Raw genomic sequence first — 22,352 nt, forward strand, 5'->3', positions numbered from 1 at the left:
CTTACTTATGAAGCTTAATCTATACTTTCTCACTTTATTATTCTTTTTCAGTTTTAGTTTTTCTCAAAACATGCAGCTTTCTTCAAATGCAGAAATATCTGTATTAACTGTCGGTCAAGGCGACAATCTCAATGACGCTTTTGGTCATAGTGCCTTTAGAATAAAAGATAGAAATAGTGGACTTGATGTGGTTTATGGTTATGGAAGATATAATTTTAACACACCAAATTTTTATTTAAAATTTGCGCAAGGCAAGTTGAATTATTTAATGGGGAAAAGAAAGTTTTCAGATTTTTTTGAGTTATATCGTTTTTACGACAGAACAATCGAGGAGCAAAAATTAGACCTATCGCAGGAGCAAAAACAACGTCTTTACAACTACCTTATTAATAATTACAAACCAGAAAATAGAGCTTATCTCTACGATTTTTTTTACGATAATTGTGCAACTAAAATTAGAGATGTCGCCAATGTCGCTAGCAATAGAACCATCATTTATCCCGAATTAAATAACGAAAATAAAAAGTCCTTCAGAAATCTAATACACGAAGAGGTAGGCCACAATACTTGGGGAAGTTTTGGGATTGATATAGCTTTGGGCTCAATTATAGATAAAACTGCAACACAAGAAGAGCAGATGTTTTTGCCAAAATACATTTTTGAAAGCTTCGGAAATGCAAACATAAATGGAAAACCATTAGTGAAAAGTACTAATACTATCTACAAATCTAAACATGGTGTAAGTTATAAGACTAGTTTTTTTATAAGTCCGATTTTTATAATGTGTCTTATTGCTGCAGGTATACTATTTATAACTTATAAGGATAATAAAGGTAATAAAAGGTCTAATTGGCTAGACGTTATACTTTTTTCAATCTCTGGTATTTCGGGAGTTTTATTACTATTCTTATGGTTTGGTACTGACCATACAACTACAGGATACAACTATAATATACTATGGGCTTTTCCGCTAAATCTTTTTACTTTATTCCAATTTTTTAAAAAGACACCAAAAAAATGGTTTAGAAGTTATTTGAAATTTTTAATAATCTTACTCGTATTAATGTCAATGCATTGGACAATTGGTGTGCAAGTATTTGCAATAGGTTTACTGCCACTTCTAATTGCGCTTATGGTTAGATATATTTATCTTATTAAATATTACAAAACTGTCTAGCTATTACTGTCCTCTGTAATATAAAACTGTACTTAAAGTTTTTAGTATGATATTTAAATCTAGGAATGGACTACGATGTTTTATGTAATATAAATCGTATTGCAATTTGGTAAGACTTTCTTCAACAGATCCTCCATATCGGCTATTCACTTGAGCCCAACCGGTAAGACCAGGTTTGACGATATGCCTAGTTTCGTAAAATGGTATTGAACGAGATAATTCAGCCACAAAAAATGGACGCTCTGGTCGTGGTCCGATGATACTCATTTCACCTTTGAGTACATTAATAAATTGTGGAATTTCGTCCAAACGTGAACGCCTTAAAAACTTGCCAAAATATGTGACTCGCACATCGTCCTTAGTTGCCCATTGCGCTTTTTGCGATTCGGCATCAACAACCATAGTTCTAAACTTAAAAATTGTAAATAGCGTACTATTTCTTCCAATACGTTCTTGAGTGTAAAATAAAGGTCCTTTATTCCCTATAGCATTTCCAATTAGTAAAAAAGGAATAATCGCTATCATAAATAATAGTCCAAAAAATGAAAAAATGATATCAAACGCACGTTGAAAAAACTTATATAGCTGATTTTCGTTGTTTCTACTAAATGGAAAGTATTTGTAAAAGTCTTTCCCTACATATTGAATAGGTACTTTATTAGTGACCTCTTCATAAACCTGAGTATACTCTCTGATTTTAAAACCACGCTCTAATAATAGCATCAATTCATGGTATAAATCTGGTGTAATATTTTCTGCATTATTAGCCGCAATTATAATCTCAGATATTTGTTCGTCAATAATAACATTTGATAAGTGCTTAGTAGTATACTCTTTTAGACCTTTATACTTTATTGAATCGTTATTGTTTTTTTCACTATTGATAAATCCAATAAATCTATAATTTGAGTCCGCCGACGTTAATGTGCTAACAACATTATCAATATTTGGTAATTCACCTACCAAAAGCACATGTTTATAAAAACGTGGTGAAGCAATAAGTATATTATATAATACACGCCATAAAAAAACGGACGCTATTAGCGCAATATAAAAATAGATGATTTGTAAACGTGCTTCTGGTAAAAAAGGGGTAATTATTGGAGTCAGCAGATAAAAGAGTACTACTGTAGACATACATAAAACTATGTTTTTGAAACTGACATCTAGCTTACTAGCTTGCTGCAAATCATAGATTTCGAATATAGTTCCGAATATAGAAATATAAACGGCTAACACTATCAGAGGAACCGTATTTTCTATACCAATATTTAGATATTCGAATCCAAAATAGTTAGAGAGCACAAAAATGCCCAAAAATGCCATAATAATATCAATCAGTCGCAGTAATACCTTGCGCTCTGAAATCTCAAAGTGTATGGCACTATTTTGTTTCATTAATTAGGAGATAGTTGGTGTTGTAAAGATAAATCTCTTGAACAGAAAACAAAACAAATCTTAAAGTGCTTTAAAAATAGCATGCCATTCATTTTTTAAAGACTGCCAATCAAAACGTTCTGCGTTTTTCCTTGTATTAGTAGATAGCTTTACCCTTAATTTTTCGTCTTCAAAAATTCTAATAATGTTTTCTGCCATTGCCTCCGCATTATTTTTTGGTGACAAGAGACCTTCTTCTTCATTTTTTATCAAATAAGCAATACCGCCAACCTTTGTACTTACTAATGGAAAGCCTAATGCCATTGCTTCAATAATACTTACCGGCATATTATCATAATTGGTAGTATTCATAAAAATATTGTAATCTTCAGAGATATTAATCCATTCTTTTTTTGTCAATTTACCAGTAAACTTAATATTGACACCTGTCTTTTTTGCATATGCTTTAACTTTTTCCAAACTACCGTCCGTATCTGGTCCTACCATGCAAAGTTCTGCTTCATGACCCAATTCTTTCAAACGTATCAACACCTCTATAGCCATAATAGGATTATAAATTTTTGAAAACGAACGCACCCAAAGCAACCTGATTGTATTAAATGATTTAGGGTAAACTGCATAATTTTCTAACGAAATGCTATTAGGTATATATTCGACATTATCATATCCTTTTTCAGAAAAAGCATTTTTGAGATATATTGAAGGTGAAATATTTTTAAAACTATTATCAAATATTGAAGCAGATAATTTTGGGTTTTTATCTAAACGTTCTGGTAAATTTCCACCATGAAGTATAGGTAGATAAGGAATATTAAATAATCGACACACTAAACTACAAGTGTAGGCATAATAAAAATTTTGCGTACTGTAAGTATCTATTAAAACTGCATCCGCCCATTTTGAATTCCATATGCAACTCCATATCATATGCAGTAATCGAAGGAATTTATTCCTTTTCGAAGAAGCATAGCGCAAATTATAGCCTTCAGACTCAAGCAAAGCTCCTAAAACCTGTATTGATGATACATTGGTTTTTGAAGAGTCTAGGTTATTTCCTATGTAAAGAATTCTATACATTATAATTTATAAAGATATAAATCTCCTTCCTCATTTAGAATCTCTAAAGATTCTATTATTTTGTTGGTAACCATATGTGTTGCACCAATAGTCTTAACAAACTCTACTTTATTTTTATCATCATGAAAACTTTCTAAAATTTTTCTTCTATTGTACCAATTAATTAATCTTGCTGGATTTCCTTCTATCAGCATAGATGCTCCTTTAAAGTCTAAGATAACTGAACGCTGTGACGACACTCTATACAAGTGACTTGCATAAATAACAGCATCTATATTTGTATGTGTTTTTATGAAGTATGCCATCTTATCTTGATTTGAAATGCTTTTAACTGACTTAGGTCTTAGGCTTAGGTTAGAAGGCAAAATAGTTCTAAAAATATCATCTCCAAATACAGGTATTTTATTAAATAAACTTATATGACAGACTATTAAACTTACTACAAATACAATCGAAATTTTGAGCATATATTTATTAAAAACTTCATATTTTTCAAGTAAATAATCAATCAGAAAAAACATTGAAAGATAATATGGTATAATAACTAGTTTTTGTATTCTGATAAGTTGAAAGGACATCCTAATATTAGTATCCATCACTGAATTAATAACATCTTCTATATAGACAGAAATATTTGGTAAAAAAATTAATGCTAGAGCTGAGAATAATATAAATTTTGCTCTTTTTCCTTCAGATTTATCACGGAGACATAATACGAGGTAACTAAGAAATGGGATATAAAAAAACAGATATTTTATATCCATCCATTGGTTTATATAATATATTGGTTTAGAGAATTTTAAAGAGATACGTTCGCTAAAAGCTGCTTCGAATAATTCTAAATCATAATCAATAGTTGAATTGGTATATGTGAAATATGTAATAATAAAAGGTATCATTCCAAGGATTACTGCCAAAAAACATAATAGTATCAAATAGTAATTAACTTTCGAGTTGTCGTAATACATCTTAGCAATAGCATAAATCAAGAACAACAAAATACCTCCTAACCCACTTATGGGATGAAAGTTAAAAAGTAAACCTATTAAAAACGAAGCTAAAAAAATTCGTATCAATACATTTTTTTTAAATATTAAAAATGGTATGGGTATTAGGGTAAAATATAGTGTTCGCGGAAGTAATAAATCCAAATTAGAAACACCCCAAAACTCAAAGCCAGGTAGCCAAATGACACCTTTTAAAAGCAGAGAAAAAATAAGTGAAAGAAAAAATTTATTTGAAAAATTATAAAAAATATAAAACCATAAAATACCATATAGCAGGTGACTAAATGTGTTAAGAATATTTAATGCTAGAATATAATTCTGATTTACAAGATTTGAAATGAAGTGTAAACATTTTACAAAAAAAGGTGTGTAATATTCAACATTTTTAATGTCATTCAAATAAAGATCATTCTGAAATAAATTTGGATTATCTAATTTTTGAATTATTGGAATTATATTATGCAAATCAGTAGATAAATCACTGTATTTGTAATCTAACCCTTCAAAAAAATAACCTACACAAACAATTAAATTTAAGGCAATAACGATTAAAAAAATGTTTGTCTTCTTATGTTTCATTTGCTAGGCCTAGGAGAATTTTCAATATCATTATTAATTACTTGTAACAGTAATTGAAAACCGAGAATAATACATAAAGTAATTATCATTATGGTGCCTGTAGGTGTAAAAATATCTCGAGATGAGTAATATATCCAATTGTAAACACCATATACTATACCGAATAAAAACAATGGCAAACCAAATATCAAATACACAGATGATATATTAAAGTCGTATATAAAATAGCGCTTAACGATTCTACTTATAAATAACCTTATAAGTTTAGGAAGAAAAACAAAAGGCATTTTCCACACTTTCATATTTGATGTCTCATCTCCATAAACCGCACTCATCGGCACATCTACTATTCTTGCTTTCTGAAAATATAATTCTGACAAAATTGAGGTTTCAAAGAAATATCTGTTACTAAGTTTTTGAAAATTCATTTTTGTTAATGAAGCTGTTTTTATGGCAAAAAAACCATTTGTAGGATCAAACACATGCCAATATCCTGTCGCCGATTTTGTTAAAAATGACAATATTAAATTACCTATTTTCCTAATAAAGGGCATTTTACGCAACTTAGCAAAATCATGAAAACGATTCCCTTTTGCATAATCCGCAGTGCTTTGGATTAATGGTTTAAGTAAATCAGGAATATATTTACTCTCCATTTGACCATCAGCATCCACTTTTATTAAATAGTCCATGTTATCAGTTATTCCAGCTATAAAACCTTTTTTAACTGCGCCACCAACACCAAGATTTACTTCACAATCAATGATTTTCACTTTTAAAAAAGTGTTAACCTGACTAGGTATTTCTTCTAAGCTTGCATCGTTAACCAAATAGATTGTATCTATATATTCTGGTAAATTCTTAATAACATCTGCAATAAAGTCTTTAGCATTATAATAAGGGATTATGACACCAATTCTATAATTATTTAAATCAAAATCCATACTTAAAATATCTCGGTGAAATTAATAATGCTACTACAAATAAAAATAAGCCTAATAATGCGAACACTGGTCTAAAAATATATAAATGCTCTCCAAATAACAAGGTTACCATCATTGCCAAAACTACGGCTTTTAAAAAAACACCCAAGGTTTTATAAGTTTTAAAGTTTATGAATAGATAACCCAAAAGCCAAATTACATAAAAAAATAATCCAACTAAACCAACTTCGTTAATGAGCGTCAAATACATATTATGAGGCGAATTACCTGGAAATAGCATTCTATTATTAAAACCAGCTCCAAAAGGCACAACATATAAATTATCCTTTAAACTCAGTAAAAAACGTGTTTGTAATTCTTTTCTTCCAGCACCCAAATCCTCATATAACTCAGTTACGTTACTATCTCTAAGTTGTTCTTTATTACTTATTCGTGATTCAATTCTATACTGATAAACTTCAACTATTTTATTCCTTATTTCTGGCACAAAAAATGTAATTCCAAATAATAAAACTAAAGAAACACCTAAGCTTACTAGCATTTTACCAGGTTTAAATAGAAGTACTATTGCTAAAAGAATACCAAGGGCTAAATAAGATGTTCGTGATCCAGAAATTAATAGGTTTACTACAGACAGAGATATAGCTATAAAAGCTAAAGTTCTATTAATTTTTATACGCTTCTCTAGGGATAAAGCTAGAAGTGCCGCAATTGATAAAAACATTGTTAGCCCCAATACAATTTTATTTGGCCCTAAAGTACCAGACAAAAAACCAAGATAATCTCTTCTGTCTATTTCGCCCCATAAAAAATCTATAAAGCCAAAATTCTGAAGTAAAACAATAGCATTTTCAAAAATAACTAGCCCAATAAAAAAAGTAACAATTTGCTTATAGAACTTTTTTTCTCTTAAAAATACGAGAAAGAATAAATAAGCCGTTGAGAATACAAAAAGATGATACATAAACAGAATTGTACGTAAAATCCAAATTATTTTATTGATATAAATGCTAAAAATAAAAGTAAAAATCATTGTAATTAAAGCCCAAAAAATAAATAAAAACAGCCTATACAGATAAGGTTTTGCCTTTATATATAACATAAAATATGTTCTATATTTTATTAGGTAATAGAGCAAAAACAAACCTGTAAAATCATACAATCGTAACTCGTTTTGACCAGTTAAACTGTAGCCCATAACTTTTAGGTTGTAGAAATAACTCAACAATGTTAAAAACAAAATAATACGCAGGGTTTTATTTTTCCTGATGTAAACCATAAATGCTTTTAGCTGATTGTAATCACTCATATGGCAGCACTGGTTAATATACCTTCTACTATTTTGGAATTATAATTGTCATAAGAGAACTTTAAGACTAAATCTTGATTAGTCATTTTAAAAGTTAGATTATCGGGTTTATCAGACAATAAATCTGCTAAGACTTCCTCTAATTTTTCAGCAGTTACTTCAGACAACAATATCCCATTATCTCTGTCAATAACGTATTGTGCTATAGATGAGATATTTGAAACTACAGGAATGCATCCAAAATTCATTGCTTCGGCAATTACCTTCGGAAAACCTTCAGATGCAGTTGTAGGCATCAAGAAAAAATGTGACTTTTTATAAATATCAAAAACATCTTTTCTATCTAAAAAACCATAAAATTTAAAGTTAATCTTACTATCATTAGCTAAGTCTAAAAACTTTGATTTTTCTGTACCATCACCAACCAAATGAACTGCTTCCACTCTATCCTTTAATGAAGGCTCTAAATTTTTGAAAGCATTAATAATTCTACCCACACCTTTTGGTGTTTCCAAACGACCAACATAACAGAAACTCAATTTTCCGTTCGTTTTTTTTGATGCTGTAATGGATTTTCCTTCATTTATATTATCCTCAGTTAAGCATGGGTTTTCAAATGTTATACAATGTGCAGGTTGATTTTTCCATTCTCCATTAATGGTCACTTTCCGTCTTTGATATTTTAACAAAAAACGTTGCAAAGCATAACTCAAAGGCGCATCATTTTGATTCCAATTACCTGCATACTTATACCAACCTTGCTTTTTAGAAAACAATGTCAAATAAGGAATTAAATATGTACCAATACCTGTGGGTGTACGCAACTGAAAATAATCTACCTTCTTTAGAATTGTAGATATAATACCAATAGTTTTAGGCGCGTTAAAAATAATTCTAAATTTATCTGTAAAAGTTTTTCCACCTGAAGATGGTATTTCAATAAATTTAATTTTATTCGATTTATAAGCCATTGTACTGGCCGGCGCAACACCATGATAAAGCATAGATGCATGATAAATTTCATCAAAAATATCTAATAAATGATTAATTTCATTTACAGTCGGAGCCCAACCTAAAATTTGTCCATCAGTGGACATATAATGTTCGGTATGTGAAATTATTAAAAGTTTCAAGATTTTATAAAAGATATGTAACGTTTAATTATTTGACTCCATTGATGTTTTTCTGCCCAAATTTTAGCTTTAACTTTATAATGTGGTAAGTTATTAAGTATTTGAAATATTGCGTTCTCAAACTCTTTAATTTTAGAAGAATCCACCAATAATCCCGAATTTTGATGATTAATAGCGTCTTCAATCCCACAATTTCTTGACCCAATTGTCGGTAGTCTAAAATAATTAGCTTCTATCAAAGCTATACCGAAACCTTCTATATCACCTGATGCAGTATTTTGACTTAGCATTACAAAAATATCAGAACTACGATAAAAATCATGAAGTTTCTCTACACCAACATGACCATGAAATGTAACATATTTAGAGACACCTAAGTTGTCACAAAGACGTCTGTATTTATCAATTTCAGTTTTTAAACCTACACAATGGTAATGTAAATCTGGATATTTTTTAATAAGACTAGGTAAATATTCAATAACTTTAGCTTGTCCTTTGCGTTCTGTCAAATTTCCGACAGTCAATAAACTTGGTGAACCTTTTAAATTTATAATTGAGGCTGCACTCGATGAAAAATTTGAAATTTCAAATCCATTTGGTATGACCATGGTGTTTTTTAACTTCAAATGTGAAACTAAATTTTTTGTATAATTAGAAACTGCTATAACTTTGTCAAACCGCTGTAATGAAATACTTATCGATTTTTTTAGATTTTGATTTGAAAAATTAACTTCTGTTCCATGAATTACAGCTATAACTTTAGCCTTAATAATTGGCTTTAAAACAGCACCTATCCACAATGGAAACTTACCAGAACAGATTAATACATCCGCAGACTTTGACAGTTTAAAAGATAACCAAATGCGTTTTAGATACATTAAAGAACGTATCGACACTTTTTTTACACGGTATATTTTACTTTTTAAACTCTTATCAAATATAACTTCTTGATTTGAATCTGCACGTTGGTCTGCAATGACAGAAACTCTATAACCAGACACTGTAAGATTCTCTGCCAAATTACAAGCATGATTTCCTATTCCACCAGGTAGCGGAGGAAATTCCGAAGTTAAAATTACAATGTGCTCTTTCTTATCAGACATTACAAACGCTCAATCTTAGGACCTATTTTAAGTTTCCTTGTTGCCAAATTCCAAGATTTTATAATCTGATATATTAGAATTGGTGCTATCAATATAGCCAAAAACGCCCCTAAAACAGATAAAATTTTGTTTCGTTTAAGCCTGTAAGGTAACACTGAAGCTGGAATTGTTTTTATTAAAGCTAATTTAGAAAGCTTATTACCAAAATAAAATCTAAAATAATAAAGAACACTTGGGATAGGCCTTGGTACAAACCAATTTTGAGTTCTAAATGCATCCCAAGCTCCAAATTCTCTTAAACCACCTATTGGTGCTTTTACATCTAAGCAATAAGCTTTTGGATTAGAAACGCTCTTATAGCCCTCTAAAAAACAACGTAAGCCAAAAGCGCCATCTCCCATTCTACCTTTCTCAAACTGTCTATCAAATAAGCCGACAGTTTTAAATATGTCTTTTGATAACATCGCATTACCTGTCGCAAATTGCTCTGAAATAGTAAAAAAATCTTTATCCTTTGAAATAGACTCATTCTCAGGGAAAAATATCCCAGCCGAAATATCTGCATTGAAATAATCTAAACATTTTAAATGTTCGGATAACCAATCTGGCTTAATACGCACATCATCTTCAGAAAAAGCTATTAAACTACCATTAGCTTCTTTAATAGCCGTATTCCTTGCTAACCACAAAGCTTTTTCATCTTGATATATTACAATTATTTTTAAACTGAAATCATTATAAAATTCTTTTGTAAAGCCGTCAGATTGGTCTACCACAATAATCTCAAAATTTTTGTATGTCTGCTTTTCAAAATCTCTTAAAACCCTATTTAAATAATCATATCTATTTAAAGTTGGGATAACAACGCTGATTAAAGGCTGCTTATCGTGAAACTTAGATTTGAAATTCTCAGGAATTTTGGAGTGAAACGGAACTTTGTACAGTGAAATTGGATTTATTTTTTGTGATTTTAAAAAAGCTTTTATCTCATTTATTGGATTTTTAAAGCTTAATAATCGCAGTACTAGAATATAAATCAACCAATGCTTTTTATAATATTTAGCAATAAAATTATATTCATCTTGAATACTTAATTCATCAAATGTCTTGTAGAATTCAGCTTGACCTAAAAAACCTCTTTTATAAGCTTGCCAAGACAGGTCGTAATTTTTGGCAGTTTTAGAACTGTAATTAACATCTTCATTTAAAAGAACCTTTATTTCTTCTGATAAGGAACTGACAATGGGAAAAACAGAATTTCCATTTATGTCGTACCTCATAAAATAACTCGTAGGTTGTATGTATTTTAAAAATGAAAATATCATTTATTCTATTTGAAACATTAATTACTTTGACAATATATTAAAGAATCTTACAAACTGTTTCTGCTGTTTTTTAATTGTAAAATTTAACTTTACACGTTGCTGTGCATAACTTCTTATACTAAACATTTTTTTATCGGATAGCTTAATTACTTCCTCTATTTTTTCTGCCAGTGCTTTAGGGTTTCGTTTTGGAATAACCCAACCACTTTTTGAGTGTTCTATATTTTCCGGCAAACCTTCGGCATCCGAAACTATGCATAACAAACCCATAGATTGAGCTTCTAATGCAGCATTACAAAATCCTTCAGTTATGCTATATTGAATAAAAACATGAGATTTCTTATAAAGATTAATGACATCGTCTTTTGCCTTTTTGCCAACTAAATGTATATTCTCGGTCAAATCAAGCTGATGAATTGCATAAGTAACTTCCTCGAGCAATGGGCCATCTCCCACTATAGTATATTTAAAATTAATGCCTTTAGATTTTAATAATGCTAATGCTTCTAATGTATAAGAAAAACCTTTTTTCCAATGTAATCTTGAAACACTAATTAGGTTTACAAAACCATTATCCTTTTTAAAATCCGTTAACTCAACAGTAAAAAAATCTGTATCAATTGCTGGCGTAATCTTTTCTATTGGGATGTGTTTGGGCAAACCTTCAGCTCTTAATTTTAAAATTAAATCATCAGAAATAGCATGCACTTTATCTACATTTTCCCATAACAACGTATAACATCCAGGATGTTTTACAGGATAAATACATATATCAAAGCCTCTGATACTTACACCCATTTTTGCTCCAATAGCTTTTGCTAAATGTTTTTTTTGTAATGCTAAAGTTGCAAATCCGAAATGCAACCAATTTAAATCCGCACTTAAAATATGGACATTCAGGTATATTTTCTTAAGTATATTTAATAAAGATGTATGTGCGTTTTTTTCTAATTGATAAAAATTTTTGATTCTTGGGAAATTTGAAATAACAAGCCAAAAAACAGAAAACAGATTTATTAGAACAATAAATAGATTTTTACTTTTAGCTTTTGCAACTTTAACTGCGCACAAATCAAAATCTTTATTTTTATGTTGAACAAATAGTGTTATATCTGCACCGGCATCTTGCAACCCTTTTATTTTCGAAATAAAAAAGGTTTCAGAATAACCTGGTGTTTGCGACAGAACAATTCCTATTTTTTTACTCATTTTATTGACTGAATAGTCATTTAAAAGTTTCTTTATTTAAATAGTTTTTTTATTACCAAATCTAGCTTTACACTTAAAACTCTCAAATAGTAATGGGTTATATTCTTATGAAATCCATATTTAGAAATATAAAATTTATCAGAACTAATGTCCCAATTGGGATACTTAAAAAATTTGCTTCGTTTTTCTGAAATGTAATGATAATGTAAAAACCTCTCTTTATTAGTTAAATTTGATTTTCCTGATTTAAATACTTCTATTGTTCCTTTCTCATATTTAATTAGCATCCCATAATCTATCGACTCTTTTATTAGGGTTTTAAAATGTACATACAAATTAGATTTAAGAAGCACTTTAGTAAAACTTTCAATCTCAGTAGGTATACTTAATAAATCTTCACCTTTCATCAAAGCTCCAAAAATTGAAAATCCTTTTATATTTGCTCTAGAACATTCATCAAACCCAAGGTAAGTTGGTGTTTCAAAAACTCTTTTCCAATCCTTAGACTTTTTAAATAAAGAGTTTACAACTTCTACATTTTTATACAATGCAAATGAACCAGAAAGCCATTCTTGTCGGAAAGATAAAACCTCATAGTTTTCAAGTGTTGGGTCATCATATAAAAAATGGTTTAAATTCCCAAGTACCAAATCAATATCTATATGTCCCCAAAAGTCAACCTCTTTAATATAATCTTGAAAAATATATCCATAACAAGGTTTTAAGTCACAAAGTTTATAAGCATTATCGAACTCAGTATTTATACCAATTTTCTCCTTAATTAGAGTGGTTAATTCCCTTAAACTAAATGGTATAATTTTAAAGTTACTGGGCACAGTTTTTTTGTAAACGATATTGGTAAAACAGAGAAAATCATAGTCTGGATTGTATTTTACCGAATTTAGAAATAGGGGAAAATACTTTGGGAAATTTTTACCAAAATATGGGATTATAAATGTTATTTTCTTTCTACTTGACAACACTAAAATTTGTCTTATAAGATTTAACGATTAATTTCAAAGCGATTTTAAGCACAAAATCACTAGCAGATAGGACCAATATTGAAATAAGAAACTGAAGCCAAATAGGTATATTTAATGGTGATATTTCAGCTTTTAATCTAGTATTAAGTTGTTGTCTGCTTTTAAAACCTTGTTTTCTTTTTATCATTTTTACAAACGATGCAAATACCTTTCTTTTTAATATAGTTTTAAATATTTCTAGCCTCTCATGATTTTGATAATAAGGTATATAGTGCTTAACATATTGTTCCCAATAGGTGTATAAATAATCCTGCTTATTGTGAATTCGGGACACAGTAGAATCGGGATGTCTGTTATAGAAATAAACTAAACGATTGACGTAACCGATATTTTTAAACAAACCTAACCTTATATGAAAAGCGGCATCTTCTCCAATTAAAATTTCTTCTGGAAAAAATCCAATATCATCAAAAACTTTTTTTCTGTGTAAAAAAGCAGGTGGACCAACTAATTTTGAGAAGTGTGTAAACCAAAGTAGTCCTTGTTTGGGCTTTTGAATTTGCTTTGGGTTATATATATCTCCTTTTGTTATGAAATTTTCTAATTGATATATATCTCGCGTTAAATCCCCAAAAACACTATCCAAATTTGGATATTTAACCAATATTTCTATCAACACATTAATTGCATCTGGAAAAAGTCTATCATCGACATCAAAAAAATAAATAAAATTACCTGTAGCTTCTTCTATGCCTTTATTTCTAGCAGCACCAGCACCTTGAGTTTTTGCTCTAAATAGATGAACTCTATTGTCTTGTGCAATAATATCTTTGATTTCAGATTTAGAATTATCTGTAGAATTGTTGTCTACAAAAATTAATTCAAAAGGTAATTTGATCTCTTGCCTAATAATCTCGTTATACGCAGGTTTTATATAGCTTTCGCCATTAAATACAGGTATGATAACTGAACACTTATTAATATTTCCTTGGTCTTTTATCATTTATTTAAGCATTGAAGCATATAAATTTTCATGATTTTTAATAAACACACCAATGCTATAATTTTGAACAATATGTTGACGCATTAATGTTGCTACTTCCTGATGATTACTTTCGTCTAAATTTAATACTTGCTCAATTTTTTCTTTTAAACTTTTTGTATCTCCTTCAAAAATAAACTTATTAAATGGTCTTAATATATCTTTTATTCCAGAAACGTTTGACCCTATTACCAAACACTGAGACGACATAGCTTCAACTAGAGCTATAGGAAAACCTTCGCCTTTTTTTAATGTTGGTATAACAAATAAATCTGCCATATTTAGATACGGTCTAACATCCTGTTGTGCTCCTAAAAAACGAATATTATTAGCTTTGTATAGTGACTTTAAGTTTTTTGCGTAGTCATTAGTGTCGCTTCCTATTATAAGTAGTATAATATTACGGTTTTTTATGTTTATAACAGCCTCTAACAAGCGTTCAATTCCTTTTACTCTGACTAAATTTGCAACAGAAATTATAACAAAGTCCGATGGTTGTATACCCAATTCAGTTTTTAATTCATTATTAAGCTGTAAAGGTTTAAAATAGCTAGTAGCTACACCTAGAGGCATGTAAATAACTTTATCTAAATAAGGTTTAAAAAACTCTGAAAGCATATCTTGATTAATAGCTACTACTTTGGTGCTTAATTTTGTACGCCAACGCCAAGATTTATTACCCCAACCCATAGCTTTTTTTGTATATATAAAAGGAATACCAGCCAACTTTGCCGCCACTGGTTCTGTAAAATCAGAACTCCAATGCCATGAATGAATCACATCAAAATTATGCTTTTTAAAAAAGTTTTTTATTTTTAAAATACGTTGCGGTAAAGTAATTAGGGGTTTGTAGTTTTCGGCTACTGTAAAAATATGAATTGGAACGTTTAAGGCTTCTACTTCTTTAAAAAAACTACCGCGATCATGGTTGCAACACACATGTGGTTCGAACTTTGAAGTGTCTATGTGTTTTACCAAATCATAAACTACTCTTCCGCTACCTGCTGTGTCAAAATTAGGAATTGTGAATACTATTTTTATTCGTTTATTCAAAATTTGAGTTTTGGTTAAATTTGGCTAAAACTAACAGCATATTTAATGCATGTGCATTGTTTAAAGCATCTTCATTATAAAAGGCTTTTAGATATTTTTGAATGAGTGGTTTTGGAATTAGATTTGATAATGAAGATTCATTAATCGTATTTAATAATTTTTTTTTGTTTTCTTCTCCCAAAAATTGAAGTTCCCAATTACGTTGGACATACTGTTTTCCTAGTACAGATTTAAAACTGCGAGTGATTTTATTATTTATTTTATATGACCATGTTTTAATATGGTTTTTATTATTGTAATTAAAGAGATTATAAGGTCGCTTATCTTGCCAAATGACATTTGCTAATTCTGGATTTCGTTGTTTTATATATTCTATCTGAATTTTACGACCTGCTAAATAGTCTTCTGGAATTGTACATATAAATTCGCACATTCTATCATCATAATATGGTAATGTTATGGGTTTAGCTTCCTTAAAAACAGAAAGATTAACTGATGTCCATCGTGGTGCCCAATATTTAGATTTAAAAGCACGTAATCTCGCATTGGTATTTTCAATGTCTATTTTGTTTAGGCTTTCTGACAATCTAAAATGCAAATACAACTTAAAATCCCCTTTTAGATGCCATGATTGCCATAACTGTTCGGCAAAATCTAAACCGCCCCGTTTTAGTAGTTTTTTAGTTAAAAGTTGAACTTGTTCTTTATGAGATAAGTTATCTAAGTTATAATTATCAAATAAGACGTCACCCCAATGACCAAGCGAAAAAACATCTCCCATTTTAGAAAACTGTTCAATAACGGCCATTTGTCTTGAGCTTGTAAAATCAGAATAGCACTTATTTATTTGTGCTAAATCGTTTATTTTATCCCATAAATAACCTTTCTTTATTTCAAAAGCTTCAAAATTAAAATTACAAACCTCAGCAATTTTTTTTGCCAATTTTGTTTCTGCATATCCGTTGATAAACTCGTAACTATAAGAAGACACATCTGCATTTAAATGTTTTAATGCTGCAGCCTGACTCCTACTGTCTAATCCGCCAGACAATGGTAAGATAACTTTTTTACCATCTGTTTGTTCTTTAACAATAGTTTCAAAAAGTGTTGCAAACTCATCAAGTGCTTGAGAAAATGTAATGTTTCTAGGTGTATAATGCCAATTAAAGTAGCTTTCTGATTTTTGAAGTTTGTTCTCTTCTAATAAAGTGTTTTCTGTTGCTGGCCGTAGTACTTTTCTGTTTGTAAAATAGGTGTCATCTTCTAAAAAAAATCCTATTGCCGCAAATATGCATATTGCTTTATAATCAAGTTCTGAATCACCACCAGTATTAACTTCGATTTGATGTATTGGTATAATTGGAGATTTGATTTGCATAACGTTTACTCAGACTAATATATGATTTTTAGTTCATGACTGACTTATACAAATTAATAAACTGGGCAATATTTTCTTTAGTATTAAACTCAGACTTTATAAGTTCATTTGCATTTTTTACAATATTACTTAATTCTTTATTTGAAGTTTGTGAATAGTCTATTACAGCATCTGCGATGGCTTTTGGGTTACGAATTGGAACTAACCAACCTGTTTCCCTATGTTTTACAACTTCTGACATACCGCCACAGTCTGATGAAATTACTGGTAAAGACATCGCCATGGCTTCTAAAACCACATTAGCAATACCTTCATTTAGACTTGGTAAAAGAAGCAAATTTGATGTTGCCATTAGGCTAAATACATCTTGCTGAGAAAGACCGTTAATAATTGTTACACTGTCTTGAAGATTTAACTGATTGATTTGAAACAATAATTCTTCATTATTACTATGCATAGCAACAATAGTATAATCAACTAAAATGTTATTATCCTTAAGAATTTTTATAGCATCTAAGGCATATCGATATCCTTTTATCCAATGATATCGACCAACTGATAGTATTTTTATTTTTTTTGATTTAATACCAGAATTACTTGTCTTGACGAATAATTCTTCTGACAATATAGAATGAATCACTTGAGTTTTGCTCTCTAAAGCTCCATATTTAATAGCTTCTTGGGAAATTGCATGTGACACAGCATGAAATTTATCTACTTTCGGAAAATTATCTCTGTAGGATTGTGCTAAAACTTTGTCCTTAATTGGTGAGTAATTAATATGAGAACCTAATAAACTAAGAACGATTTTCACATCTAACTGCTCTTTTAAAAATAGCCATTTTTCTAAATCTTTTGCCCATTGTATATGGAAAACATCTGGTAAATGAAGCATTACACCAGCAGCTTTTGAAACAAAAATAAATTTTGAATACCTAGACTCATATTTATTATGCTCTTTAAATATCACCTTTATTCTATTAGGATACTTAAGTAGTACTAACAATAATCTGAAAGCTGTTACAGTAAGTTTACCAATTTTAGACTTGTAGTTATATACTATCTTAGTATTCTGGTTTATATTATTGTATTCTCCATTTTTGGTACCAAATAAATAAACTGTATTATTTTTAGAAATACCTTTTATTAGGTTTTCTATAAACGTTGTACTTGGTATTGCTCCTGAATATATTGCTACTTTCACCCTAGACTTTTTTGGCTTTAATTTAAGCTATTAGATAATTAATATTCTTGTTTCTCTAAAACACACATGATACTTGATGAAAACCATTTTGAAGGATAGCGCTCTACATATTTATCAAAAAAAAACTTAAAAGCTAGCCGATGTAATTTATAAATAACTTTTTGAAAAAAATTATGCTTTTGATGTACATTGTAAGGAAATGTCCCAAAATAAGAGAGATGTTTTATTTTCAAATTATTTCGCTCTGCAAACTTTTTAAAAACCTTTAAGGACATAATTTTTAGGTTATGCGTCTTCAAATTATTGTAATCATTAACGTATTTGTACCATTTTATGTAACCTCGCATATTTGGTAACATAATAAGCATACTACCATTGGGTTTTAAATATTGCATGTGTAAATCTAGGATTTTATCATAATTCTCAAAATGCTCAACAAATCCATTTGATGTTACATAATCGTATTTTTTTTGGGGTATATATGTTGTGAAATCTTTTTTTAAAATTTCATATTCGTTAATTCCCATAACATTATAGCAACCTTTTATCTGCTCGGTATCAGAATTATAATCTAGACAGGTTGTGTGAATCTTATATCTCCATGATAAATAAGCCAAAAACCGGCCTGGATACCCACCAATCTCAATAAGGTTTTTTTCTGGTTCAATATCACTTAATAATATATTCCAGTACTTTTCGTAAGGTTTACAGACATAAATAATTTTCTCCTTATTGGCGTAACCTTTTGCATAGTACTTTTCCCAGTATTCTTTTGTGGTAAGTAAAGAGTCTTTCAAAATAATGTTTTTAATTTTCGTTTTACTTTAGCAATGAACCCATGAGATTTTATTTGAGATTTAAAAAAATAACGATTGTTTTTTATAATTTCTGGGAAACGTCTTTTAATTCGTCTATAGTACATATCCTTACTACCTTCAATGTAAAGATTAGGTTCGTCGATATATATTGATTTTAAATGGTCTTGCATCAACTTAAACGAATCAATCTTTGCTTGTACTTTTTTTGCTGTTTCAGAACTTACATTTCCTTTCGTGTGATGTCTATATAATACTCTTGCATCCTTAACAAACTTAACTTCTGTACAGTTAAGTAAAACCCTAACAAAATATTCGGCATCTTGGTTGATAATTATCGATTCATCCCAAAAACCTGCCATATCAATTAATCGTCTTGGAACCAAATAACATAATGGCGGAATCCATTTTTTACCAAGTGCATTTAAATATAGTTTTGCTGACGAAAAATTTTTAGCATAGGGCAAAAGTTTTTTAAAATTCGCTTCTGAAACATCAGAATGAAACCTATCCCAATCACAAATTGCCACAGTAGTATTACTAGACTGATTTAAAATATTTACTTGCAATCTTAATTTTTCAGAATCCATATAATCATCAGAATCTAAAAACTGAACGTAGTCACCTTTACTATTAGTTATCCCCAAATTACGGCACGGATTTGCGCCTTTGGTTATATCAATTGGTCTTTCTATAAAAGTAAATCTACTATCTTTTGATTGATATTCTTTTAGTATAGATTTTGTACCATCACTAGACCCATCATCAATCATCAAGCATTCCCAATTTGTGTAAGTCTGGTTCAATACAGAATTAAGAGTATCGTTTATTAAATCTACTCTATTAAATACTGGAATTATGATTGAGACCAAGGGTTGTTTCATCGTATCAAATTAATGAGATTTTACAAAATACAACGCTGTATGATCATGACTAGGTTTCATAACTCTATTATAAATAGACTTTAAAGTTTTTATGCTAGCATTTTTTAATGAGTTTTGGTGTGTGTGGTATAATGGCAATTCAACAGGTCTCAACTTACATAAAGCTGCCATTTTGATGATACTTGCCGAAGAAAAACAATTGATATGCTCTAACGGTGCTACAGAGTTTAGAGAGTTTATACTTCCTTTTGGCGCTTGCCAGTCATTTTTTGCAAGTCTTGATTTTATATCACCTCCATTTGGTACACTTATTTTTATAATACCATCTTTTTTAAGTGCATTAACTAATAGTTTTAAATCAGTCAATGGATTTGGAATATGTTCAAAAACTTGTTCTGTATGGATATAGTCAAATTTTGAGTTATACAAATCATCCCAGGCTATAAGTTTAATTCCATTTGCTTTTGCCAACTCAATTTTCTTATCCGATAATTCTAGGCCATATGCGTTTGCGCCCATGGCTTTAACCATCTGTATCCATTTGCCCCAACCCATTCCAAAATCCAAAATATCTAAGGCTTTGGGCTTTTTATTGAAGTGTCTTAAGATGCTTATAACTTCAGTAGCAATTTGATTAAAATATGAGAATCCAAAATTTTCGGTTCTTTCGAGTGTCTTTTCTGGATTTATCCAATGATTATAAAGCGTAAACATTAATTCGTCATTTGGAATATATTCCTGATAAACCAAATCACATGTATTACAGTTTAAAAGATTAAAATTTTGGTCTTTTAAATAATTTAAATCTATCTCACCACCTTGAGACGTGTAAAAGTTAGTTAGGTATTCTTTCAAAACAACATCTTCGTAAGGCAAACTGTAAATTACCTTAGAGTCATTGGTATGACAAGCTGGACAAATTTCTCTTTTTACAATATACTTACTTGCCATAACGGTGATGAAATTACAGATAATTTGGTCCTATTAGAGCATTTATTTCTCTGCTTTTTTGTATCTCTTTAAATATTTCCTTAATTAGATATCTCTGCTTTAAATAGCCATTAAATGTAGCTATTTCAAATTTAATAAACGCTTTGATAGCGCGTTTAAAATATTTATTTCTCTCGTAATTAATATCAGATTTGCTTACTGTTAGATTTAAATCTGCATATTTCATTTTTAGATTTTTCTCAAAGCTATCAAAATATGATTTTGAAAAAGGTTTTACGTTCTTTTTACTTCGGTTTTCTCTATCATGCCGAATGTAATTATTTGTTACTACACCTATTTTTAATCCATGGTATTTCAAGCGTTGGCAATAATTATCATCTTCTCTATAATGAAAAAAAATAGGGTCAAAACCACCAATTTTCTGTAATGTTTGATTTGGAATTAACCATGCTGCCGCATTAACAAATGGTAGGTCGAAGATTTTTGACAACTTATTATTATCTAAAATAGTAGCCTCTAGCTCTCGGTTTGCTTTTATAAATACCGAAAACCAATGATCTAATTTTAAACCTTCTCCATTTAAATGAACTGGGCTAATAATACCATAATCCTTATTCTCAGTAGCTAATTGGACTAGATTTTTTAGCGTATTCTTCTCTAAATACGCATCCTGATTAAGTAAAAAAACAAAATCAGTTCTCAATTCAAGCGCTTTTTTTATGCCTAGATTATTAGCTTGACCAAATCCAAGGTTTTTATTTTGAGATAAGACGATACATTGAGGAAAGTGTGTTGCTATATACGTCAATGTATTGTCTTTACTATTATTATCTATTATAATAATGTCTGACTGTTGGGTTGACTTTAATATACTTTGCAAGCATTTGTCAATCCACGGCATAGCATTATATGTTACAACTATCGTAAACACCTTAGTCATAACGTTTGTCTTTTAATGTTCCGTCAGTAGATAGTCGCCACGAACTTGAGGCATTGCAACTATTCATAAAAAATTGAGTCTCTTTGGATAGATTATCGGTATCTATATACCAACTTAGGTGTTTTGCTATATAAGGAGAGGCAGTTCTTATGCCGCTTAAAAACCTACCATCTTTTGCATGATATTTTGGTCTGTACATTGCAAATGTAGTATCTATGTTGGCTTCGTAAAGCTCTGCAGATAAGGGTTTGAGCCACCATTGTGTTTCCCATTCAATAATTTTTAATTTATTTTTATTTGTGTTAGGAATATCATCAATTTTAAGGCTTAAACCTACTTTGGTAGCTTTACTGTTTGTATTTAATATTTTTATAAATAGATTCATAAAATTTTCAGCATTTTCATGAAGTGGCAAAATATCTGGGTCTGTAACTACGTAATAACCGCCAGCGTACTTTTTGTAAACTTCAGGAACTTCCCAAAATACCTTATGACCGTAATTTTTTTTCAATCTTTTAATCGCTACAACAGATTTGATTTCATTAAAATAATCTAATAAGGGCTTGTAAGTAGAATTGTTGTCAATAATTATAATATTTCTAAAACCAGAGGAAAGTAAATAATCAATGAGTTGTTTTAAATAAGTAAGTTGATTAAAACTGATAATTATAATTGGTATTGATAAAACATTTTTCTCTTGTGCTATTGCAAGTCTATTAAAATAACGATTTACCAATTGATTATAAGCAAATTTAAAAACCAACTGAAGCTGACTTAATGTACTATAAGCACCTAGTTTTTTAGATATGTTTCTCAGTAGACTTTTCATTATAAATCAAAC

20 protein-coding genes are annotated in these 22,352 nt (G+C 29.7%); 1 reads left to right on the forward strand and 19 read right to left on the reverse strand.

All coding sequences use genetic code 11. The annotated features are described in order from the left end of the window. Window positions 1–7: 7 nt before the first annotated feature. The gene (locus BTO05_RS04550; RefSeq protein WP_087491521.1) at window positions 8–1,177 is read left to right on the forward strand and encodes a DUF4105 domain-containing protein; all 1,170 of its coding nucleotides are present in this window, start codon (window positions 8–10) and stop codon (window positions 1,175–1,177) included. A gap of 3 nt (window positions 1,178–1,180) precedes the next feature. On the opposite strand, the gene BTO05_RS04555 is transcribed toward BTO05_RS04550, so the two are convergent. The 19 genes from BTO05_RS04555 to BTO05_RS04645 all read right to left on the reverse strand — a co-directional run bounded on the left by BTO05_RS04555 (window position 1,181) and on the right by BTO05_RS04645 (window position 22,340). After that, window positions 1,181–2,575 (reverse strand): sugar transferase, encoded by a 1,395-nt coding sequence (locus BTO05_RS04555; RefSeq protein ID WP_087491522.1) that lies wholly within the window; start codon window positions 2,573–2,575, stop codon window positions 1,181–1,183. A gap of 60 nt (window positions 2,576–2,635) precedes the next feature. Then, window positions 2,636–3,652 carry a glycosyltransferase family 4 protein gene (locus BTO05_RS04560; RefSeq protein WP_087491523.1) on the reverse strand — a complete coding sequence of 339 codons (1,017 nt, stop codon included), beginning with the start codon at window positions 3,650–3,652 and terminating at the stop codon, window positions 2,636–2,638. Further along, the gene (locus tag BTO05_RS04565) at window positions 3,652–5,238 is read right to left on the reverse strand and encodes a hypothetical protein (protein ID WP_087491524.1); all 1,587 of its coding nucleotides are present in this window, start codon (window positions 5,236–5,238) and stop codon (window positions 3,652–3,654) included. Before BTO05_RS04565 ends, BTO05_RS04560 begins: the two co-directional genes overlap by 1 nt. Beyond that, window positions 5,235–6,182 (reverse strand): glycosyltransferase family 2 protein, encoded by a 948-nt coding sequence (locus tag BTO05_RS04570; RefSeq protein ID WP_087491525.1) that lies wholly within the window; start codon window positions 6,180–6,182, stop codon window positions 5,235–5,237. Before BTO05_RS04570 ends, BTO05_RS04565 begins: the two co-directional genes overlap by 4 nt. Continuing rightward, window positions 6,172–7,146, reverse strand: a complete 975-nt coding sequence (locus tag BTO05_RS04575; RefSeq protein ID WP_157662538.1) for an O-antigen ligase family protein — start codon at window positions 7,144–7,146, stop codon at window positions 6,172–6,174. Before BTO05_RS04575 ends, BTO05_RS04570 begins: the two co-directional genes overlap by 11 nt. A gap of 341 nt (window positions 7,147–7,487) precedes the next feature. Then, window positions 7,488–8,624: a glycosyltransferase gene (locus BTO05_RS04580; RefSeq protein WP_087491527.1), complete on the reverse strand. Its 1,137-nt coding sequence runs from the start codon at window positions 8,622–8,624 to the stop codon at window positions 7,488–7,490. After that, window positions 8,621–9,727 carry a glycosyltransferase family 4 protein gene (locus tag BTO05_RS04585; protein ID WP_087491528.1) on the reverse strand — a complete coding sequence of 369 codons (1,107 nt, stop codon included), beginning with the start codon at window positions 9,725–9,727 and terminating at the stop codon, window positions 8,621–8,623. Before BTO05_RS04585 ends, BTO05_RS04580 begins: the two co-directional genes overlap by 4 nt. Next, window positions 9,727–11,007, reverse strand: coding sequence for a glycosyltransferase family 2 protein (locus BTO05_RS04590; protein WP_232459777.1), 1,281 nt, complete (start codon window positions 11,005–11,007; stop codon window positions 9,727–9,729). The genes BTO05_RS04585 and BTO05_RS04590 overlap by 1 nt, the downstream gene beginning before the upstream one ends. A gap of 66 nt (window positions 11,008–11,073) precedes the next feature. Then, entirely contained in the window at window positions 11,074–12,261 is a 1,188-nt protein-coding gene (locus BTO05_RS04595; RefSeq protein ID WP_087491530.1) for a glycosyltransferase family 4 protein, read from the reverse strand. Window positions 12,262–12,293: 32 nt separating this feature from the next. Further along, a complete protein-coding gene (locus BTO05_RS04600) occupies window positions 12,294–13,244 on the reverse strand; it encodes a DUF6625 family protein (protein WP_317041910.1) in 951 nt (316 codons plus the stop codon). Beyond that, window positions 13,231–14,247 carry a glycosyltransferase family 2 protein gene (locus BTO05_RS04605; RefSeq protein ID WP_087491532.1) on the reverse strand — a complete coding sequence of 339 codons (1,017 nt, stop codon included), beginning with the start codon at window positions 14,245–14,247 and terminating at the stop codon, window positions 13,231–13,233. The genes BTO05_RS04600 and BTO05_RS04605 overlap by 14 nt, the downstream gene beginning before the upstream one ends. Beyond that, entirely contained in the window at window positions 14,248–15,339 is a 1,092-nt protein-coding gene (locus BTO05_RS04610; protein WP_087491533.1) for a glycosyltransferase, read from the reverse strand. It lies immediately after the preceding gene. After that, complete coding sequence (locus BTO05_RS04615) at window positions 15,332–16,717, reverse strand: asparagine synthase-related protein (protein ID WP_087491534.1); 1,386 nt, start codon at window positions 16,715–16,717, stop codon at window positions 15,332–15,334. The genes BTO05_RS04610 and BTO05_RS04615 overlap by 8 nt, the downstream gene beginning before the upstream one ends. 28 nt (window positions 16,718–16,745) lie before the next feature. After that, window positions 16,746–17,921 (reverse strand): glycosyltransferase family 4 protein, encoded by a 1,176-nt coding sequence (locus tag BTO05_RS04620; protein WP_087491535.1) that lies wholly within the window; start codon window positions 17,919–17,921, stop codon window positions 16,746–16,748. 38 nt (window positions 17,922–17,959) lie between these two features. Then, window positions 17,960–18,718: a class I SAM-dependent methyltransferase gene (locus BTO05_RS04625; protein ID WP_157662540.1), complete on the reverse strand. Its 759-nt coding sequence runs from the start codon at window positions 18,716–18,718 to the stop codon at window positions 17,960–17,962. Beyond that, window positions 18,715–19,620 (reverse strand): glycosyltransferase family 2 protein, encoded by a 906-nt coding sequence (locus BTO05_RS04630; protein WP_087491537.1) that lies wholly within the window; start codon window positions 19,618–19,620, stop codon window positions 18,715–18,717. Before BTO05_RS04630 ends, BTO05_RS04625 begins: the two co-directional genes overlap by 4 nt. Before the next feature lie 9 nt (window positions 19,621–19,629). Then, entirely contained in the window at window positions 19,630–20,571 is a 942-nt protein-coding gene (locus BTO05_RS04635) for a class I SAM-dependent methyltransferase (protein ID WP_087491538.1), read from the reverse strand. Between the two features lie 13 nt (window positions 20,572–20,584). Then, window positions 20,585–21,511, reverse strand: a complete 927-nt coding sequence (locus tag BTO05_RS04640) for a glycosyltransferase family 2 protein (RefSeq protein WP_087491539.1) — start codon at window positions 21,509–21,511, stop codon at window positions 20,585–20,587. Beyond that, the gene (locus BTO05_RS04645) at window positions 21,504–22,340 is read right to left on the reverse strand and encodes a glycosyltransferase family A protein (protein WP_087491540.1); all 837 of its coding nucleotides are present in this window, start codon (window positions 22,338–22,340) and stop codon (window positions 21,504–21,506) included. Before BTO05_RS04645 ends, BTO05_RS04640 begins: the two co-directional genes overlap by 8 nt. Window positions 22,341–22,352: the final 12 nt, after the last annotated feature.

The sequence above is a fragment of the Winogradskyella sp. PC-19 genome (assembly GCF_002163855.1).
Lineage (GTDB): Bacteria > Bacteroidota > Bacteroidia > Flavobacteriales > Flavobacteriaceae > Winogradskyella.

Bases quoted from the DNA above. Each gene is read 5' to 3' on its own strand.
- BTO05_RS04630 (WP_087491537.1), bottom strand. From the start codon at position 19,620: ATGAAACAACCCTTGGTCTCAATCATAATTCCAGTATTTAATAGAGTA.
- BTO05_RS04585 (WP_087491528.1), bottom strand. From the start codon at position 9,727: ATGTCTGATAAGAAAGAGCACATTGTAATTTTAACTTCGGAATTTCCT.
- BTO05_RS04570 (WP_087491525.1), bottom strand. From the start codon at position 6,182: ATGGATTTTGATTTAAATAATTATAGAATTGGTGTCATAATCCCTTAT.
- BTO05_RS04640 (WP_087491539.1), bottom strand. From the start codon at position 21,511: ATGACTAAGGTGTTTACGATAGTTGTAACATATAATGCTATGCCGTGG.
- BTO05_RS04565 (WP_087491524.1), bottom strand. From the start codon at position 5,238: ATGAAACATAAGAAGACAAACATTTTTTTAATCGTTATTGCCTTAAAT.
- BTO05_RS04615 (WP_087491534.1), bottom strand. From the start codon at position 16,717: ATGCAAATCAAATCTCCAATTATACCAATACATCAAATCGAAGTTAAT.
- BTO05_RS04605 (WP_087491532.1), bottom strand. From the start codon at position 14,247: ATGATAAAAGACCAAGGAAATATTAATAAGTGTTCAGTTATCATACCT.
- BTO05_RS04645 (WP_087491540.1), bottom strand. From the start codon at position 22,340: ATGAAAAGTCTACTGAGAAACATATCTAAAAAACTAGGTGCTTATAGT.
- BTO05_RS04575 (WP_157662538.1), bottom strand. From the start codon at position 7,146: ATGTATCATCTTTTTGTATTCTCAACGGCTTATTTATTCTTTCTCGTA.
- BTO05_RS04590 (WP_232459777.1), bottom strand. From the start codon at position 11,007: ATGAGGTACGACATAAATGGAAATTCTGTTTTTCCCATTGTCAGTTCC.
- BTO05_RS04595 (WP_087491530.1), bottom strand. From the start codon at position 12,261: ATGAGTAAAAAAATAGGAATTGTTCTGTCGCAAACACCAGGTTATTCT.
- BTO05_RS04550 (WP_087491521.1), top strand. From the start codon at position 8: ATGAAGCTTAATCTATACTTTCTCACTTTATTATTCTTTTTCAGTTTT.
- BTO05_RS04635 (WP_087491538.1), bottom strand. From the start codon at position 20,571: ATGGCAAGTAAGTATATTGTAAAAAGAGAAATTTGTCCAGCTTGTCAT.
- BTO05_RS04555 (WP_087491522.1), bottom strand. From the start codon at position 2,575: ATGAAACAAAATAGTGCCATACACTTTGAGATTTCAGAGCGCAAGGTA.
- BTO05_RS04560 (WP_087491523.1), bottom strand. From the start codon at position 3,652: ATGTATAGAATTCTTTACATAGGAAATAACCTAGACTCTTCAAAAACC.